Source organism: Pseudarthrobacter arbutini (assembly GCF_054510915.1).
Window position 1 is genome coordinate 231873 of record NZ_JBTNDQ010000002.1, and the last position, 17236, is coordinate 249108.

18 protein-coding genes are annotated in these 17236 nt (G+C 66.1%); 8 read left to right on the top strand and 10 right to left on the bottom strand.

Translation table 11 applies throughout. The features are described from left to right. Positions 1–7 precede the first annotated feature (7 nt). The 4 genes from hpaE to ACX80V_RS03150 are packed head-to-tail and all read left to right on the top strand — an operon-like array spanning position 8 to position 4232. Entirely contained in the window at positions 8–1522 is a 1515-nt protein-coding gene (hpaE, locus tag ACX80V_RS03135; RefSeq protein WP_485841900.1) for a 5-carboxymethyl-2-hydroxymuconate semialdehyde dehydrogenase, read from the top strand. 33 nt (positions 1523–1555) lie between these two features. After that, a complete protein-coding gene (gene hpaD / locus ACX80V_RS03140) occupies positions 1556–2635 on the top strand; it encodes a 3,4-dihydroxyphenylacetate 2,3-dioxygenase (RefSeq protein ID WP_485841901.1) in 1080 nt (359 codons plus the stop codon). Positions 2636–2637: 2 nt separating this feature from the next. Further along, entirely contained in the window at positions 2638–3423 is a 786-nt protein-coding gene (gene hpaH / locus ACX80V_RS03145) for a 2-oxo-hept-4-ene-1,7-dioate hydratase (RefSeq protein ID WP_485841902.1), read from the top strand. Further along, positions 3408–4232 carry an HpcH/HpaI aldolase family protein gene (locus ACX80V_RS03150; protein WP_485841903.1) on the top strand — a complete coding sequence of 275 codons (825 nt, stop codon included), beginning with the start codon at positions 3408–3410 and terminating at the stop codon, positions 4230–4232. The genes hpaH and ACX80V_RS03150 overlap by 16 nt, the downstream gene beginning before the upstream one ends. Positions 4233–4254: 22 nt before the next feature. On the opposite strand, the gene ACX80V_RS03155 is transcribed toward ACX80V_RS03150, so the two are convergent. Continuing rightward, positions 4255–4890: a dihydrofolate reductase family protein gene (locus ACX80V_RS03155; RefSeq protein ID WP_485841904.1), complete on the bottom strand. Its 636-nt coding sequence runs from the start codon at positions 4888–4890 to the stop codon at positions 4255–4257. Positions 4891–5125: 235 nt separating this feature from the next. On the opposite strand from ACX80V_RS03155, the gene ACX80V_RS03160 reads away from it, so the two are divergent. Further along, the gene (locus ACX80V_RS03160) at positions 5126–5551 is read left to right on the top strand and encodes a nuclear transport factor 2 family protein (protein WP_485841905.1); all 426 of its coding nucleotides are present in this window, start codon (positions 5126–5128) and stop codon (positions 5549–5551) included. 32 nt (positions 5552–5583) lie between these two features. Here the strand turns inward: ACX80V_RS03160 and ACX80V_RS03165 are convergent, their stop codons facing one another. The 8 genes from ACX80V_RS03165 to ACX80V_RS03200 all read right to left on the bottom strand — a co-directional run bounded on the left by ACX80V_RS03165 (position 5584) and on the right by ACX80V_RS03200 (position 14490). After that, positions 5584–6207: an HAD family hydrolase gene (locus ACX80V_RS03165; protein ID WP_485841906.1), complete on the bottom strand. Its 624-nt coding sequence runs from the start codon at positions 6205–6207 to the stop codon at positions 5584–5586. Further along, on the bottom strand, positions 6204–7340 hold the full coding sequence (locus ACX80V_RS03170) for an ABC transporter ATP-binding protein (protein ID WP_485841907.1): 1137 nt from the start codon (positions 7338–7340) through the stop codon (positions 6204–6206). Before ACX80V_RS03170 ends, ACX80V_RS03165 begins: the two co-directional genes overlap by 4 nt. Before the next feature lie 2 nt (positions 7341–7342). Then, a complete protein-coding gene (locus ACX80V_RS03175; protein WP_485841908.1) occupies positions 7343–8641 on the bottom strand; it encodes an extracellular solute-binding protein in 1299 nt (432 codons plus the stop codon). Positions 8642–8719: 78 nt separating this feature from the next. Further along, positions 8720–9541: a carbohydrate ABC transporter permease gene (locus tag ACX80V_RS03180; RefSeq protein WP_485841909.1), complete on the bottom strand. Its 822-nt coding sequence runs from the start codon at positions 9539–9541 to the stop codon at positions 8720–8722. Then, complete coding sequence (locus ACX80V_RS03185) at positions 9538–10485, bottom strand: carbohydrate ABC transporter permease (protein ID WP_485841910.1); 948 nt, start codon at positions 10483–10485, stop codon at positions 9538–9540. Before ACX80V_RS03185 ends, ACX80V_RS03180 begins: the two co-directional genes overlap by 4 nt. Positions 10486–10496: 11 nt before the next feature. Further along, a complete protein-coding gene (locus ACX80V_RS03190; protein WP_485841911.1) occupies positions 10497–12674 on the bottom strand; it encodes an outer membrane protein assembly factor BamB family protein in 2178 nt (725 codons plus the stop codon). 40 nt (positions 12675–12714) lie between these two features. Beyond that, positions 12715–13593 (bottom strand): MurR/RpiR family transcriptional regulator, encoded by an 879-nt coding sequence (locus tag ACX80V_RS03195; protein ID WP_485841912.1) that lies wholly within the window; start codon positions 13591–13593, stop codon positions 12715–12717. A gap of 129 nt (positions 13594–13722) precedes the next feature. After that, a complete protein-coding gene (locus ACX80V_RS03200) occupies positions 13723–14490 on the bottom strand; it encodes a CPBP family glutamic-type intramembrane protease (protein ID WP_485841913.1) in 768 nt (255 codons plus the stop codon). Between the two features lie 254 nt (positions 14491–14744). Between ACX80V_RS03200 and ACX80V_RS03205 the strand changes: the two genes are divergently transcribed. Further along, positions 14745–15146 carry a RidA family protein gene (locus ACX80V_RS03205; protein WP_485841914.1) on the top strand — a complete coding sequence of 134 codons (402 nt, stop codon included), beginning with the start codon at positions 14745–14747 and terminating at the stop codon, positions 15144–15146. Here ACX80V_RS03205 and ACX80V_RS03210 read toward each other — a convergent pair. Continuing rightward, complete coding sequence (locus ACX80V_RS03210) at positions 15136–15786, bottom strand: TetR/AcrR family transcriptional regulator (RefSeq protein ID WP_485841915.1); 651 nt, start codon at positions 15784–15786, stop codon at positions 15136–15138. The two genes, ACX80V_RS03205 and ACX80V_RS03210, sit on opposite strands and share 11 nt — an antisense overlap. 91 nt (positions 15787–15877) lie before the next feature. Here ACX80V_RS03210 and ACX80V_RS03215 point away from each other — a divergent pair, with 91 nt between their 5' ends. Then, positions 15878–16483, top strand: a complete 606-nt coding sequence (locus ACX80V_RS03215; RefSeq protein WP_485841916.1) for a hypothetical protein — start codon at positions 15878–15880, stop codon at positions 16481–16483. Then, positions 16480–17172 carry a DUF4386 domain-containing protein gene (locus ACX80V_RS03220; protein ID WP_485841917.1) on the top strand — a complete coding sequence of 231 codons (693 nt, stop codon included), beginning with the start codon at positions 16480–16482 and terminating at the stop codon, positions 17170–17172. Before ACX80V_RS03215 ends, ACX80V_RS03220 begins: the two co-directional genes overlap by 4 nt. Positions 17173–17236 lie beyond the last annotated feature (64 nt).

Genomic DNA, 17236 nt, shown 5'->3' on the forward strand with positions numbered 1-17236 from the left:
GACAACAATGACGTTCACCGCCGAACAGACCACGAACCATTACGTACCGCAGGACCTCCCCAGCCACATCCAGCACTACATCAACGGCCAGTTCGTTGACTCCGTGAACGGAGCAACTTTCGACGTCCTGGATCCTGTCTCCAACCGGAACTACGCCACCGCCGCCGCCGGCCAGAAGGAGGACATCGACCTCGCCGTGGCCGCCGCCCGCGAAGCGTTCACTAACGGCCCGTGGCCGAAGATGAAGCCACGGGAACGTGCCCGTGTCCTGAACAGGATCGCCGACGCCGTCGAGGCCCAGGAAGCACGCCTTGCCGAACTGGAGACATTCGACACCGGCCTGCCCATCACCCAGGCGAAGGGCCAGGCGCTGCGTGCGGCGGAGAATTTCCGTTTCTTCGCGGACCTGATCGTGGCGCAGTTCGATGACGCCATGAAGGTCCCCGGCGCGCAGATCAACTACGTGAACCGCAAGCCGATCGGCGTCGCGGGCCTCATCACGCCGTGGAACACGCCGTTCATGCTCGAGTCCTGGAAGCTCGCCCCGGCCCTGGCCACCGGCAACACCGTGGTCCTCAAGCCCGCCGAATTCACGCCCCTGTCCGCCTCGCTCTGGGCGCAGATCTTCAAGGACGCCGGCCTCCCGGACGGTGTCTTCAACCTGGTCAACGGCCTCGGCGAGGAAGCCGGCGACGCCCTGGTCAAACACCCGGACGTGCCACTGATCTCCTTCACCGGCGAGACCACCACCGGGCAGACCATCTTCCGCAACGCTGCAGCAAACCTTAAGGGCCTGTCCATGGAGCTCGGCGGCAAGTCCCCGTGCGTGGTCTTCGCCGACGCAGACCTCGACGCCGCGATCGACTCCGCCCTGTTCGGAGTCTTCTCCCTCAACGGCGAACGCTGCACCGCCGGCTCACGCATCCTCGTCGAACGCGCCATCTACGACGAATTCTGCGAAAAGTACGCCGCCCGCGCCAAGAACATCGTGGTCGGCGACCCGCACGACCCCAAGACAGAAGTGGGCGCCCTGGTCCACCCCGAGCACTACGCGAAGGTGGCCTCCTACGTGGAAATCGGCAAAACCGAAGGCCGGCTCCTGGCCGGCGGCGGCCGGCCCGAGCACCTCCCGGAAGGGAACTACATCGCACCCACAGTCTTCGCCGACGTCGCCCCGGACGCGCGGATCTTCCAGGAGGAGATCTTCGGCCCGGTCGTCGCCATCACCCCGTTCGAGAACGACGACGAAGCCCTCGCCCTCGCGAACAACACCCGGTACGGACTCGCCGCCTACATCTGGACCCAGAACCTGACCCGCGCCCACAACTTCTCGCAGAACGTCGAGGCCGGTATGGTCTGGCTGAACAGCCACAACGTCCGCGACCTCCGCACCCCGTTCGGCGGCGTCAAAGCCTCCGGTCTGGGCCACGAAGGCGGCTACCGCTCCATCGATTTCTACACCGACCAGCAGGCCGTGCACATCAGCCTCGGCACGGTTCACACCCCCAAATTCGGCGCCTGAGCCACCCAGCCCTTTCAAAGAAGAGAGAACCCCATGACGAACTTCGTTCCCACCCCCACCGTCCCGGCGCCAGACATTGTCCGCTGCGCCTACATGGAGATCGTGGTCACCGACCTCGCCAAATCCCGCGCGTTCTACGTGGACGTCCTCGGCCTGCACGTGACTGAGGAAGACGAGAACAACATCTACCTGCGGTCCCTCGAGGAGTTCATCCACCACAACCTGGTGCTCCGCAAGGGACCCATCGCCGCCGTGGCCGCTTTTGCCTACCGGGTGAAGTCCCCCGCCGAGGTGGACGCCGCCGAGGCCTACTACAAAGAACTGGGCTGCCGCACCGAACGCCGCACGGAGGGCTTCACGAAGGGCATCGGCGATTCCGTCCGGGTCGAGGACCCGCTGGGCTTCCCCTACGAGTTCTTCTACGAGGTAGAGCACGTGGAGCGTCTCACCCAGCGTTATGACCTCTACTCCGCCGGCGAACTGGTCCGCCTGGACCACTTCAACCAGGTCACGCCGGACGTGCCGCGCGGCCGCAAGTACCTGGAGGACCTCGGCTTCCGTGTCTCCGAGGACATCCAGGACTCCGACGGCGTCACGTACGCCGTGTGGATGCACCGCAAGCAGACCGTGCACGACACCGCCCTGACCGGCGGCAACGGCCCGCGCATGCACCACATCGCGTTCGCCACGCACGAGAAGCACAACATCATCCAGATCTGCGACAAGATGGGCGCCCTGCGCATCTCGGACCGGATCGAACGCGGCCCCGGCCGGCACGGCGTGTCCAACGCGTTCTACCTCTATATCCTGGACCCCGACGGCCACCGGATCGAGATCTACACCCAGGACTACTACACCGGCGACCCCGATAACCCCGTGGTCACCTGGGACGTCCACGACAACCAGCGCCGCGACTGGTGGGGCAACCCGGTGGTCCCGTCCTGGTACACCGAGGCCTCCCTGGTCCTGGACCTCGACGGTAGGCCGCAGCCCGTCGTCGTGCGTGAGGAAAAGAGCGAAATGGCGGTAACTGTGGGTGCCGACGGCTTCTCCTACACCCGAAAAGACGCCGAAAGTGCAGCGGAAGGCTTCAAGCTTGGGGCGCAGCTGTAGCCATGCTGGACGCGAAGACGATTGAGGCCATCGCCGACGAACTCTTGGCGGCCGCCCGGACCCGCACCCCGGTCCCCCGCCTCACGGCCCGCTACCCGGAGATGACGGTGGAGGACTCCTATGCCGTGCAGCAGCTGTGGCGGCGGCGCAACGAGGACGCCGGCCGCAAGCTGGTAGGCCGCAAGATCGGCCTCACCTCCAAGGCCATGCAGGCCGCCACCGGCATCACCGAGCCGGACTACGGCGCCATCTTCGATGACATGGTGCTCGGAACCGGCTGCTCGGTGGAGTGGGACCAGTACACCCATCCCCGGGTGGAAGTGGAGCTGGCGTTCGTGCTGAAAAAGGACCTGTCCGGACCCGGTTGCACCATCTTCGACGTCCTGGCCGCCACGGACTACGTGGTGCCGGCCCTCGAGATCCTGGACTCCAGGATCGAAATGGAGGGCCGGACCATCGTGGACACTATCGCGGACAACGCCGCGATGGGCGCCATGGTGATCGGCGGCAACCCCGTAAAGCCCGACGCCGTGGACCTCCGCTGGGTCTCGGCCATCCTCTACAAAAACCACACCGTGGAGGAAACCGGTGTTGCCGCCGGCGTCCTGGACCACCCCGCCAACGGCGTGCACTGGCTCGCCAACAAGATCGCTGCCCACGGCGATGGGATGAAAGCCGGGGACATCATCCTCGCTGGCTCCTTCACCCGCCCGCTGTGGGTGTCCAAGGGCGACACCGTCCACGCCGACTACGGACCTTTGGGGGCCATCACATGCCGCTTCGAGTAGAACCCGGAATTCCTGACTACGCGAACACGTTCCGCGACGCCCTCGCCGCGGCTGACCGCCCCCTGGCGGGAATGTGGGTCTGCTCCGGCAGCCCGCTGATCGCTGAGCTCTGCGCCGGATCCGGCCTGGACTGGCTCCTGGTCGACGCCGAACACAGCCCCAACGGCCTCGAATCCATCCTGGCCCAGCTCCAGGCGGTCAACGGCTACCCGGTCCAAGTCTTGGTCCGGCCACCGGTCAACGACACCGTGCTCATTAAGCAGTACCTGGACCTGGGAGTGCAGAACCTGCTGGTCCCGATGGTCAATTCCGTGGCGGAGGCGGAAGCAGCCGTCGCCGCCACCCGCTACCCGCCCCAAGGCGTCCGCGGCGTGGGATCCGCCCTGGCCCGCGCCGCCCGCTGGAACCGTGTCCCGGACTACCTCGCCCGGGCGTTAGAAACCGTCAGCGTCACGGTGCAGATCGAATCGACGGCGGCCGTAGAGGCCGTCGAGGAGATCCTGGCCGTGGACGGTGTGGACGGCATCTTCCTTGGGCCGTCCGACCTCGCGGCTTCGATGGGCGTGCTGGGACAGCAGGAACACCCCAAGGTGCGTGCCGCAGTCGAACACTGCCTTGCGGTCGCAAAAGCGGCCGGGAAACCAGCCGGGGTGAACGCGTTCAACCCGGACACCGCCCACAGCTACCTGGCGGCCGGAGCCGCCTTTGTCCTGGTGGGCGCCGACGTCGCCATCCTGGCCCGCGGCTCCGAGGCACTGGCCGCCGCATTCACTACGCGCTCCGACGGCGAAACCCCCGCCAGCTACTGACGAGGGAACACCACGGATCGGCTCAGGTGGGGCCGCTGCCCGGCGGACCGCTGAGTACGGTGGGGATGTACTCAAGCAGCTGGAGCCGGCCGTCGAACGTCCTGCTGTTCACCATTTCGAGCGAGATGTCCGGATAGCCGTCGTAGATCCGTTCCCGCCCGGTGCTGCCCGTAATCACGGGGAAGACGACCAACCGGAACCTGTCCACCAGGCCGGCGGTCAGCAGCGACCGGCAGAGACTGAGGCTGCCCAGGGTGCTCAAGGTCCCGGTCCTGGTCCGTTTCAGCTCCGCCACGGCCGGGACCGCGTCCCCGGTGACCAGCTCCGTGTTTGGCCACGTCAGGGGCTCCTGCAGGGTGGAGGAAAAGACCACCTTGGGCACGGCGGCAAGGCCGGTAAGGCTGGCCCCCTCATTCTCGGAGAATCCTGACGCGCCGGCCGCGGCTTCCTCGGACATGCTGGACATCAGCCGGTACGTCTTCGCCCCGAGGAGGAAGGTGTAGTCCTTCTCCCCCTCCTGCCCGAGCCACGCCAGGTATTCCGGCCCCTCCAGCCCCCACCAGCCTGGCCATCCCTCAGCCGAGGCGTACCCGTCCAGTGAGATGATCAGGTCGACCATCAGGTCCGCTGATGACGCCTCTGCAGTTGTCTCGCCCATGGCCGTCTCCTCGATTGATCGACGTCGGCACCGCGTTGTACAGGTGTGGCATCGGCGCCCGTGCCGGCAATGCTAGCCCTGCCGCGCTCAGACGTTCAAGGGGGCCGCGTTGGCTCACCGGTTCGGGACCAGCTTGGGCGCAGCATGTCGCGTGCCCAAGCGACCGACGTCGCGTTCCCCACCCACCGCCAATACCCGGTTCCGCCCTTCAGTCACCGGGTGGTAGCGTTCCGGCATGGACGACTCCGCCGGATTGGCCATGGGGTTCAACGAGTGCATCAACGCGCGAGACCTGACGGGGCTTGGGCGGCTCATGGCCAACGACCATTCCTTTATCGACACCGACGGCAACGCCTTCATCGGCAAGACTGTCTGCATCGAAGCCTGGCGCAGCTTCTTCGATTCCTTTCCCGGGTACCGGAACATCTTCGAAGCCGTCTTGGCCCGAGGGGACAGAGTCACCATCGTCGGCCACACGGTGTGTCCGGGATTCCCCGCTCTCGAGGGACCTGCGCTGTGGACGGCTGTTGCCGCCCGCGAAGGGCTAACCGAATGGCGGGTCTACGAGGACACGTGGGAGGAGCGACGTCGCTTGGGCATCGACGATGAGTGGTTCGTCCACGCTCGTCCGCCGTTCAATGGCGAAGCTCCGGTCAGTTAGCGACTGACCGGAGCTTCGACACGTTTAGGAAGCTATGGCGTCACGTAGCCGCCGAAGAGCGTGCGTGCAGTGACCCCGTCCATTCCTTCGTAGTCCGTGATGATGTGCTGCGCTCCGGCGGACCGCAGCCGGTCTTCGGGGCAGTACCCGCTGAGAACCCCGACGGCGATGCACTCTGAGGCGACGGCGCTGGCGATGTCGTATTCCGTGTCGCCGAAGTAGAGCGCCTGTCCTTCCTGCCGCAGGCCCTCAAGTGCCGTGACCTTGTCCGTGGCGCCGGTGAGGACCTCGTCGAAGCAGTCCGTCAGGCCGAAGTACGCCAGCTCGTCGCGCAGATACTGCTCTCCCGCCGCGGAGATGACGGCGCAGTACTCGCCGGCGTCGTGCAGGGTCCGGAGGAAGGTGGCCGCGCCGGCGCGGATAGGGGCGTCCCGTGAGGCCATGGCTTCGTTCCAGTGGAACGCTGCCGTTGCCAGGTCGTCCCCGGAAACACCGAGCCGGAGAAACATCTCGTCCATCGGGAGGATGAACTTGCGGTCGAATTCAAGGGGATCGATGCGCGGCGCCCCGAGGGCATCCAGGGCGGCGTTGGTGGCGAAGCATGCCCGCGCGGCGTCGTCGGCTATGGTGCCGTTCCAGTCGAACAGGAATTTCATACGGCACCCGCCATTGCCGCCGCCGTGAGGCCCAGCCCGGCAGCCGTTCCGGCCCGCAGGCCCTCCGGGCCGCTGAACCAGTGGATCTTCTCGGGGAGGGCCCACAGGCTCACCCTGGAGTGGAGATCCGGGCGCTCATCCGGGCGGCACGAGAGCAGCACGACTTCATCTCCCAGATCAACGTGGACGGTCCGTAGCGGACCGTTGGGCTCCACCAGGATCGCCGTCCCTTCCGATGCCCAGGCGTCGGCCCGGCCCGGGGTGCCCAACAGGACATCCTCCGGCCGGATGCCCACCTTCGCGTCGGAACCCAGCCCGGAATCCGTCCCGGCAGTGCCTCCTTCCGGGAGCTGGATGCGTCCGAACGCTGAGGCCAGCCGGCCCGGCTGGTCAGGGGTGGTCGCCAGCAGGTTCATCGGGGGTGCCCCGATGAACCCGGCCACGAACGCCGAAACCGGCTCGTCGTAGAGTTCGTCCGGAGTTCCCAGCTGGATGATGCGCCCGCGGTTCATAATGGCGATCCGGTCGGCTATGGACATGGCGTCCTGCTGGTCGTGGGTCACGGTGACCCCCGTAGCTCCTTCCTGGCTGATGAGCTGGTGGATTTCCGCCCGCAGCGAGATGTGCAGCTGGGCGTCCAGGCCGGACATGGGCTCGTCCAGGAGGACGACGCCGGCGTGTCTGGCCAGTGCCCGGGCCAAGGCTATGCGCTGACGCTGGCCACCGGACATCGCCTTGGGCCGCCGGTCCAGCAGGTCTTCCACGCGCATGCGCACCGCGGTTGCGCGGGCCCTCTGTTCGGCTTCTTTTTTGGAGAGTCCAAGGCCATGGCGCAGCCCCAGCGTGATGTTGCCCAAGGACGACAGGTGGGGATAGAGCGCGAAGTTCTGGAAGACGATGGAGATGTCCCGACGGTGTGCGGGGACGCCCAACTGGTCCGCGCCATCAAGCAGAACGCGTCCTGTGTCCGGTTCCTCCAACCCGGCAATGATGCGCAGGAGGGAGGACTTGCCGGAGCCGGACGGGCCCAGGATGGCCAGGCTTTCGCCGTCGCGGATTTCAAGGTTGACACCGTCAAGGGCGGTGACCTTGCCGAAGCTCTTGGAGATGTCTTGGAGTGAGATGGAGGGCATGCCTATTTCCCGAGGAGGGCGTTGATGGTTTTTGCTGCTGCCGGCACTGCATCTTCGGCGGACTTGCCGGTGCCCATCTGCTGGAGCATGGTGCGGAGGGTGTCGACAATGGGGGCGGTCTGGGCTCCGGCGAAGCCGCTCCAGACGGTCAGCGCCTTGTTGTAGGTCCAGGCGTAACGCATCTGCGGGGCGATGTTGTCGCCCTTGAGGAGCTCTTCCGTGGCGAGCTTGTTGACCGGGATGTAGCTGTAGTCCTTGCCGCTGCTCAGGAGCGAGGCATCCTTGGTCAGCATTTCAGTGACCATGGCCTGTGAGAACGCGGCCTTGCAGGAGTCTTCGGAGATGACCACCCAGCCGTTGCCGCCTGCGGGGAGGGCGCCCTCCGGGCCGTTCAGGCCGGGAAGGTCGATCGGGGTCCAGTCGAGGTCCTTCGGGGCGTTCTTCAAGACTTGGGCGATCCGGGACGTGGTGGCCATCTGGAAAGCCAGGTTTCCGGCGACGAACTGGGCTTGGCCGTCGTCCATCTTGACATTCAGTGCGAGCTTTTCCTTTGCAAGGGTGGAGATCAGGCCAATGGCCTCCCGTCCCTTGGGGGTGTCGAAGCCGAAGGATCCGTCGTCGGCCACGAACTTTTCGCCCGAGGACTGGACCAGGGCCTGGGAGAACCAGTCCGGGAGGTCGTCAGAGGCGATATTGATGCTGGGCTTGCCGGTTTTCTCCGTGACCTTCTTGGCGACCTCGACCACTTGGCCGAAGGTTTTGATGCTGGCCGGATCAGTGATGCCGGCGTCTGCCAGGAGCGTCTTGTTGACCAGCATCACGGGGGTGGAAATCTGGAACGGCGCCAGGTAGCTCTTGTCGCCAACCTTGCCGGCGGAGAGGAACTGTTTCTGGTAACCGTCAGGAAGCGTTGCGGGGTCAATCGTGGCGGGGTTGAACGTGTCCGTCCAGAAACGCAGCTGCCCGAGGCCGGTCATGATGAGGTCCGGCCGCTTGCCGACGGCGGAATCCGCCACGATCTGCTTGGTCAGGTCCGAGTAGTTGCCGCTCTGCGCGGGCACGGCGTCGATGGTCAGTCCCGGGAACTTCTGTTCCATGACCTTCTTGGCGTGCTCGACGGCGGGCGTACCCTGCGGCGCGAAGGCCAGTTTGATACTGGTTCCGGCGGGTGTGCACTTGTCGATCGCTGAGGCCGCGGCAGCCTGGTTGGCGGGGGCGGATTCGGTGGACGTTCCGCAGGCGGACAGGCCCAGGGCGACGGCGGTCAGAACGGACGCCGTGGCGATTGCTTTGGTGCGCATTGTTTTTTCCTTGGTTGGTTGGTGGCGCTGCTGTGGGAGGGGTTGGAGGAATGGGGATGGAGGGAATGGTTTGAGGGGCTAGCCGGCGACTTCCGGGCCGGCCATGCCGCGGACAAAGTGCCGTTGGGCGAGGAGGAACAGGATGATGACAGGCGCCGTGACGATGGCGGCGGCGGCGGCGAGTGCCGGGTAGTCGAAGCCGGTGTCTGCGTTCTGGAACATGGCAAGCGTCAGCGGGGGTGTCATGATTTCCGGGCTGCGTGCGACGAGAAGCGGCCAGAGGTAGTCGTTCCAGTGAGTGAAGATGGACAGCATCGAGAAGGCTGCGATCGAGGGCGCGGACATGGGGACCACCACCGAGGCAAGGGTCCGCAGCGGCCCGAGGCCGTCGGTGCGGGCGGCTTCCATGATGGCGTCAGGGATGGAGAGCATCTGTTGACGGAGCATGAAGATTCCGATGGCGCTGGTGACGAAGGGCAGCGCCAGGCCGATCCTGGTGTCGCCGAGGCCCAGCAGGTTCAGGCCCACGAAGGTGGGGATCAAGGTGGCCTGACTCGGGACGAGGAGGCCGGCCAGCACGAGGCCCAGCAGGACCCCGGCTCCGCGGAAGCGGAATCTCGCGAGGGCATAAGCCGCCGGGATGCACGTCAGAAGCTGCAGAAGCAGGATCCCCAGGGTCACTGTGATGCCGTTCAGCATCGCGGAACCCAGATTGGCGCGATTCCATGCCCGGGCGAAGTTGGACAGGTCCAGCTCCGCCGGGATGAGGCTCAGCCCCGTCAGGGCATTGCCGTCGGCGGGCGCCACCGCGGTGCGGAGCATCCAGTAGAAGGGGATCAAGGCGAGGATGACGGCAACGGCTCCGAGAACCAGTCCGAGCGGCTTATAGAGACGGATCATGACTCTTCCTTGGGGCTGCGGCCTCGGCCGATGATGCCGATGGCCAGGAGGATGGCGATGAGGGTGAAGGACATGGCAGAGGCTTCGCCCACGCGGAAATACTCGAAGCCGACCCTCTGGGCGGCGGTCATGGCCACCTCCGAGCTGCCCAGCGGTCCGCCGTCGGTCATCACATGGACGATTTCGAACACCTGCGCCGCACCAGTGATTGAAAGGACGGAGACGAACACGACCGTGGGCTTGAGCATGGGCAGGATGATGGTGCGGAGCTTCGCGAAGCCGCGGATTCCCTCCACCGCTGTGGCCTCGTGGACGGAGCCGGGAATGGTGGTGAGACCGGCCATGAACAGCAGGGTACACAGGGATGTTGCCCGCCACAGTCCCACCAGGATCACTGTAGGCAACGAGGTTTCGGCCTCCTCGAGCCAGTTGACGGGGGCGAGCCCGACGATGGCCAGGGTTTGGTTGGCCAGGCCGCCCTGCAGGGCGAAGATCCATTTGAAAACCACCGCCATCGCCACCATGTTGGCCGTCATTGGCAGGATGAGTGCTGTTTTGGCCAGCCATCCTCTTCTTCCAAACCGCTCCATCAGGAGCGCCAGGAGCAATCCCAGCACCATGGACGGAATGATCGTAGCCACCGAGTAGATCAGCGTGTTCCACGCGGCCTGCTGGATCAGGGGGTCGCTGAGCACGGACTTGTAGTTGTCCAGACCGGCGAACTTCCAGGGCCCCTTGGACAGCGGGATGATGAAGAAACTGCCGAACAGGGACAACAGCGCAGGGCCGTAGACAAACAACAGCATGCCCAGCAGCGCGGGTAGAAGCAGCAGGTAGGGCGTGAGGCTGGGCCTGGGCGCACGCGGTGTTCGCGGCGCCAGCCCATCGACCGGCGCTGGACTATCTCCAGATGCCCGCTGTTCAAGCTGGGGTCGCTCTTTCATCACGGGCGTTGTCATGATGAGGCGCCGATTTCCGCTCGCGGGCCTGAGGGCACGTCCAGCGACAGGACGCCGCCGTCGACGCCGACCGTCAGGTAGCCGCCGTCGGCAGCTACCAGCGGCGCTGCGAGCGGAACGCCGATCCGGAACTCACCCGCCGGGGTGCCGTCGAGGCGATAGCGCCGGATGACGCCGTCGAGTCCGGGGAGCAGGAGTGCGTCCTCTGCCGCGACATACAAAGGCGCCGCCATGACAGGGTGGGCCTTTTTGCGGTAGGCGGTCATGGGGAAGGGCGCGACTCCGTCCACGGCGACGTCCCAGAGCTGGGCACCGGTTTCCCGGTTCAGCATCCGGATCCCGCGGCCGGTGACCGTGACGACATAGCCGTCGGGCGTGACGACGGGTGTTGACGGGCTGTACCCGCCCTCATGGTCCGCCGCCCACAGCACACGCCCGCTTGCGCGGTCCAGCTTGACGGTGCCGCCGATGGCGGGAAGGAGGATGCTGTCGTCGGCGGCGTCGAACACGGCCGTGCCTGTTACACGGAGCTTCCGCGCAGTTTCCCAAGGGTCATCTTTCAGGGCCGGCACCGCCCACAGGGATTCGCCGGTGTAGAGGTCGACGGCGATCGGCGCGTTGGGCGTCGGCCAGAAGCCAACCACCACTGTCCGTCCGAGGATCAGCACACTGGAGTGGGTAACGATGTTGTGGTGCGGGGACAGATCGGTCCTGCGCCACAGGACCTCGCCGGTGGCGGCATTGAGGGCACGGAGGTCGCTCTGGTCGCCCAGGACCACGATCCCTTCCGAGGCTACGGGCGACTGCCAGGCAAAGCGCCGGTATGGGTCGGTGGACGGTGTGGTCCACATGCGATCACCCGTGGTGGCGTCGAGTCCAGCCACTGCACCGTTGACCTCTGCGACCACCACGGTGCCGTCCACCTTGAGGGGCGTGGTTTTGACCGCTGACGCCGTGCGGGCTGACCACAGCAGGCTGCCGGTGGCGGCGTTGAGCGCCTCCACACTGCCCGCAGGCTTGTCCTCGATCTGGGACCCGGCCAGGACCATGTCGTCCGCAACAGCAACGCCTGCGCGGTGCCCTGCACCGGCCAGCTGGTGCCGCCAGCGGACCTGCGGCTGTTCGGGCTTGGCGTTGTAACCGGCGAAGGTGGCCTTGTCCACATCGAAGGCGTGCTCGGGGTTGTGGAGGTAGCGTGCCGGCATGGTGCGTGAGTTGAGCGTGATCTCCGTGCCATCCCAGAGCACTTCCCGGAACATCGGCGGCGAGTAGTCCAGGCCGGCGAAGAAGGGCGTAGGGCTGTTGACGTGCAGGACGCCGTCGATGTCCACCACACGGGAGGTGTGCCAGTGTCCGGAGAACGTGGCCAGGGGTATGCGCGGCAGCCTGTCCATGATGGAATGGCCCGGCTGGTCATGCATGCAGAGGATGTACGGGGTACTCTCCCCCGCGGCCGCGAGGTCGTTCCGGAGCCATTCCTCCTGGGCCGTGTGGTCCAGGCCGAGCTCGTGGGTGTGCCAGTCCATCACCACTACGTGCAGTCCCGCGACGTCGTAGGAGAACCAGCGGGGGCCCACCATTGCTTCGTAGAGCTCCGGGTTGCCGTCGTTGATGATGTAGTTGTTGCGCGAGACCAGGCCCTTGAGGCCCGGGTGCATGTGGTCGTGATTGCCGGGCACGAGGTTTACCGCGACCGGGGCGTCCGCCACAGCATCCATGAGCTCAACGAATTCGTCGGGACTGCCGTGATCAACGAGGTCTCCGGTGATAATCACCGACCGGCTGGCTGGGGACAGCTGCGGAAGGTCCTGGAGGAACTCCTTGAGCTGGCTGGCCTGGGTGAGGCGGCCGTAGTCGAAGGACCATTCGGACTCGCGCTTGGCATCGATGTGTGTGTCCGTGATGTGCATGAACTGGTAGGGCAGCGGCTGTTCGTCCGGCTCCAGCACGAAGGTGATGGCCGTTTCCTCAGCCGTGTCGGCGTCGATCCGGGCAAACCAGCGGTCGGTGGTCCAGCCCGTGGGGCGGGTGAGGGCGATGAACTGCCCGGCGGGCTCCAGACTGAACGCGCCGCCGTCGTCCGTTATGGCGACGTCGCAGCCGTTGGTAACGGCGACACCGGGGAACGGCGCTCCGGCGCTGTCGGTCACGAGGCCATGGATGAATGTGGGCATGGGGGTCTCCCGGGAATGAGGTTGGTGTTGGGAAAGAGGGTTAGATTCGGTGGCCGCGGGCCAGGATTTCGTTGCTCGACGCCAGGGTCTCGGACCGCCCGGGCGAGGCGTGCGCCAGCACCACAACGAGGGCGTCGAGGACGGCCAGGTGCACCACGCGACTGGTCATGGCGTCCACGCGATAGGCGGTTTCCTGGCTGCCGGCAACAACCACGTAGTCCGAAATGTCGGTCAGGGGTGTTCCGGCGAAGCTGGTGACCGCCAGCACCGTGGCCCCGGCGTCGCGGGCGGCACCGGCGACGGCAAGGGTTTCCACGGTGGAACCGGTGTGGGAGACGACCAGGCAGGCATCCCCCGCCGTCAGGTGGCTCGCCATGACATGCTGGACGTGCGCGTCCGCCGGAAACACAGCTTCCACCCCGATCAAGGCCAGCCGATAGGCCACATCCGCGGCCAGCGGAGCGGAAGTACCGATGCCGGCCACCAGGACCCTGCGGGCTTCGCCGAGCACTCCCGCCGCGGCAGCAATGGCCGAATGATCGATGTTGCCGGCCGCCGTGGCCAGGGCTTCCGCCGACCCCAGCACTACCTTTCGGCTTGCTGTCTCCGGCGAGTCCCCGGCGTCGACGTCCGTTGCCGTCCGGACCGCCTGCGTGGGAGCCGAGCGGCTCAGGGTCAGCTTGAGTTCCTGGAAACCAGCGAGTCCCATGGCCCGGCAAAATCGCACCGCCGACGCCGCGGAAACACCCGCCACTACCGCGAATTGGCCAATGGACTGGTTGATCAGTCCGGCAGGATCGTTGAGCATCGCCTTGGCGATCCTCAGTTCGACCGCGGTGAAGGAAGCGAGGTTTTCCCGCACCGCTTCCAGGAACTGCTCGCGGTGGGCTGTGGCCGGTACTTGCTGAGTTGTTGTCACACCAAAAAAGCTACGGATGCCAGGTCAACGGCGAAAGGCACAAAGGTAAACGGAGAAAAAATATTTCATAGACGCCTGCGGTGGGAAACATAGTTTCACAGCCGCGTGGGCTTGGCCGCCCGCTCGTTGTCAGCGGGTGAGGACGAAGGCGGCAAGGATCGCGGTGGAGGCGTCGCTGAGCCAGTGGACGGCTGTGGAGGCCAGGAGCCGGCGACGCAGCAGCACGAAGGTCAGTGTCAGACCAGCGGTGACCAGGAGTGCACCAAGTAACCGAGAGATGAGGTAGGTTCCGTCGGGAATGAAGGGGATCATCAGGTGCTGTGCACTCCAGAAGCAGACGACGATGGCCGCTCCCCTCCAGGCACTGCCCGTGAAGGCCTGAAGGCGTGGCAGCAGGAAGCCGAGGTAGACCATTGCTTCTGTGAACGCCCAAATCACCGGCCACAGGGTGCTGCTGTAGATCGCAGCCCACAGCGGCAGGTGAATGGCAGTCACCTGGGGCGGGAGGGCTCCGGGCCCGTAGAAAGGAAGGGTGGCCAGGCTTGCGGCCGCGACTGCGGGCAGCAGGGCCAGCAAGTACACCGGAATGGCACGCAGTTGAGGGCCCCAGTTGGTGCGGGTGAGACCGAACACGTCGCGGAGGCGCAGTCCTTCCCGGCGGAGCAGCAGCACCAGCAGGACCAGGCACCCCGCGTCGGTGAGCGTGCCGTAGACGGTCCACCAACCCCGGGAGGATTCCCAGGGAGTCGGGTCGCCTGTGGCCCACAGGATGCCGGCCGTTGTTATCTGCGCCAGGAAGGACAGGAGGGCCCGGGCTGGAAGGAACAGCAGTACGGGCCACCACGACAGGTTCCGGTCCGAATACTGAATCCGGAGAGCGGCGGGTGCGCTTTTCATGAACTGATCTCCCGCCATGGTTCCCCACACCGCGCCGCGTCGCTTCGTTCCAGGCTTAATGGATCGGCATTCTTCACGGCGCGGCATTCGCACTGGCCGCGCGACTGATTGAGCGTATCTGCCAGGGTATCGGCGTGTGCAAACTGCGCATGAACGGTGGCGCAATGCTTCAAGGCGGTCAGCAGCCGTCCCGTTGAAGCTTTCGCTATGTTTCGAGGGTCGCCTGGGCCTGCGGTCGGTGAGAACATACAGGCATGGCATCCATACAGCGCATCCGCCCCCAGGGGCTCATCTCGAGCCCGGCCTTCAGCCACGTCGCCATCGTGCCGCCCGGCGCGACCACCATCTACGTCGGCGGCCAGAACGCCGTCGACGCCGACGGCGCACTCGTCGGAGAGGGCGACGTGGCCGTCCAGTCTGCCCGCGCCCTCGAGAACGCACGGACCGCGCTCGCCGCAGCCGGCGCTACCCTCGGCGACGTTGTGCAGTGGACAGTGCTCTTCGTCGATGGAGTGGACCTCGCGGCGGCGTACGGGGCGATTGCATCGGAACTCGCGTCCGACGAACCGGCCCTGGTGACCGGAGCGCAAGTCGCGGCGCTGGGCGTGCCCGGGGCACTGGTCGAGATCAGCGCGGTCGCCGCCGTTATGCGGTGAAGGAGATCCCGGCAAGCAGCTGGCCAAGCATCAGCTCGTAGTGCACCACGCTGCCATAGCGGCTCATCGGCCCCGCCAGGGAGGCGGTGAGCGGGAAGGCCTGCGCCACACCCGGGTCGACGAGGTCCTCAGCCAACGTATCCCCCGCACCGCCGGTCCGGGCCACCACGAACGATGCCCAGCCGTAGTTGAGGCCGATGATGCCACTGAACGTTGCCACGGCCGCGTCGCCGCTGATCCCGCCGCGGTCCAGGATCCGCAACGCCCACTCACCGATCGGCAGAGCATTGGGTCCGGGCACGGGATGGGCGAACAGCGCGGTGACTGCCCATTGGTGGCGGCCGAGCATGTCGCGGTGGTTCCGGGCGAACACCCCCAGGTCCTGGATCCAGCTGGCACTTTCCGACGGCGGTTCCATGCGTCCCAGCACCCGGTTCAGCAGCGCGTCGACCAGCTCGTCCTTGGTACTGAAGTAGCGGTACAGCGCCATCGGCGAAGACTCCAGTTCGGTGGCCACGGCCCGGATGGTCAACGTCTCGATCCCCTCTACGGCCACCCGCTCGGCGACGTCCAGGATTTCCTCGACGGTGAGGGAGTTGCGTGGACGCCGGCTGCGGGGGGCGGACACTGCTCCAGGCATGGACTCAACTTTCTCTCGCGGGCTCTTGTGTACATTGTACGTTAAGCGTAACGTACAACGTACACAAACCGTTTTCTCCTAGGAGATTCCTATGTCATTCCTTCGCTGGACGCCTTCCTTCCTTGGCTTCCCGCTGGGCGGCTGGCTGGCCTTCCAGCTGGTCGGCTCGGCCAATAGCCCGCTGAGGGCCGCTGTGGCGGGAGCCATCGCCGGCACCCTGATCGGCGCCGCCCAGTGGCTCACCCTGCGGCCGGCGGTCAGCTGGCACTTGATAGCCGCCAGCACTCTTGGGATGGGCGCCGGGAGTGCCCTCGCCGCCATCGCTACGGGTTCGGCGACGTCGGTTGGCGCCCTGGCCGCGACCGGCCTCATCGCCGGGACTGCCGTGGGAGTGGGCCAGGGCCTAGCATTCCGCCGCGGCTGGCAGGTCACCGCGCTGTGGACGGTCACGGTGGGTGCCTCATGGGCTCTCGGTTGGACGGTCACCGCCAATGTAATCGTCGACGCCGACCGCGGCTACGTCGCGTTCGGCTCCAGCGGCGCGGTGGTGGCCACTGTCATTACGGGCCTGGTCCTGCGCCGCGTTCTCGGCGCCAGAGCCGGACTGTCCGCTCCCACGGCGGTGCGGGCCGCCGTCGGGCGTTCAGCTGACGGCCAGTCAGCCGGCACCGGAAACGCTGCCGGGGCGCAGCCGTGAACACCGCCGTCGCGGCCGGTGTGCTGCTCATCGTCCTGCCGCTGGCATTCAATGCCGCGTTCGCTGCTCTGGCCGCGAAGTTCGATTATCCGGACATCCTCCGCAAGCCCACCCAGGAAATCCTGCAGCGTTTCCGCAACGGCGGGTCAGGCCTTGTACTGCTGTGGTGGTCGTTCGCGATGACGGCGGTGCTGCTGGCGCCGGCGGCGGTCCTGCTGTCCGGCGTGCTGCCCGGAGCGGACTCAACCCTGCTGGTACTGGGGTCGGCGGCGGGCGTGCTGGCCGCCGTCGTTCAGTTCCTCGGACTCATCCGCTGGCCGTTCCTGGTGCCCTATCTCGCCCGTACGGCGACCGCCCCCGATGCCTCCGCAGCACGCCAGGAAGCGGTGGACGTCGTGTTCCAGTCCTTCAACCGCTATCTGGGCGTGGCCGTGGGCGAGCATCTGGGCTACCTTTTCAGCGGCGCGTGGAGTGTGCTCGCCGGTGTGGCCATGATCCAGAGCACCGCAGTTCCGGCTTGGCTCGGGATTGTCGGGATCGTCGTCGGCGCAGTGCTGGCACTGTGCTCGCTGGAATTTGTGGGATCGTTCGAACCGCATGGCTGGAAGCTGGCCGCGACGCTGACGCCGGTGACCTATGTGGTGTGGTCACTCTGGCTGGTGGCAGTCGGCGTGGTCCTCCTGCTTTGAACTGCGCGCACATAAAGGACGAGGCTCCCGCTTGGCGGTTCCTCCTGATGCAGCCATTCCGCAC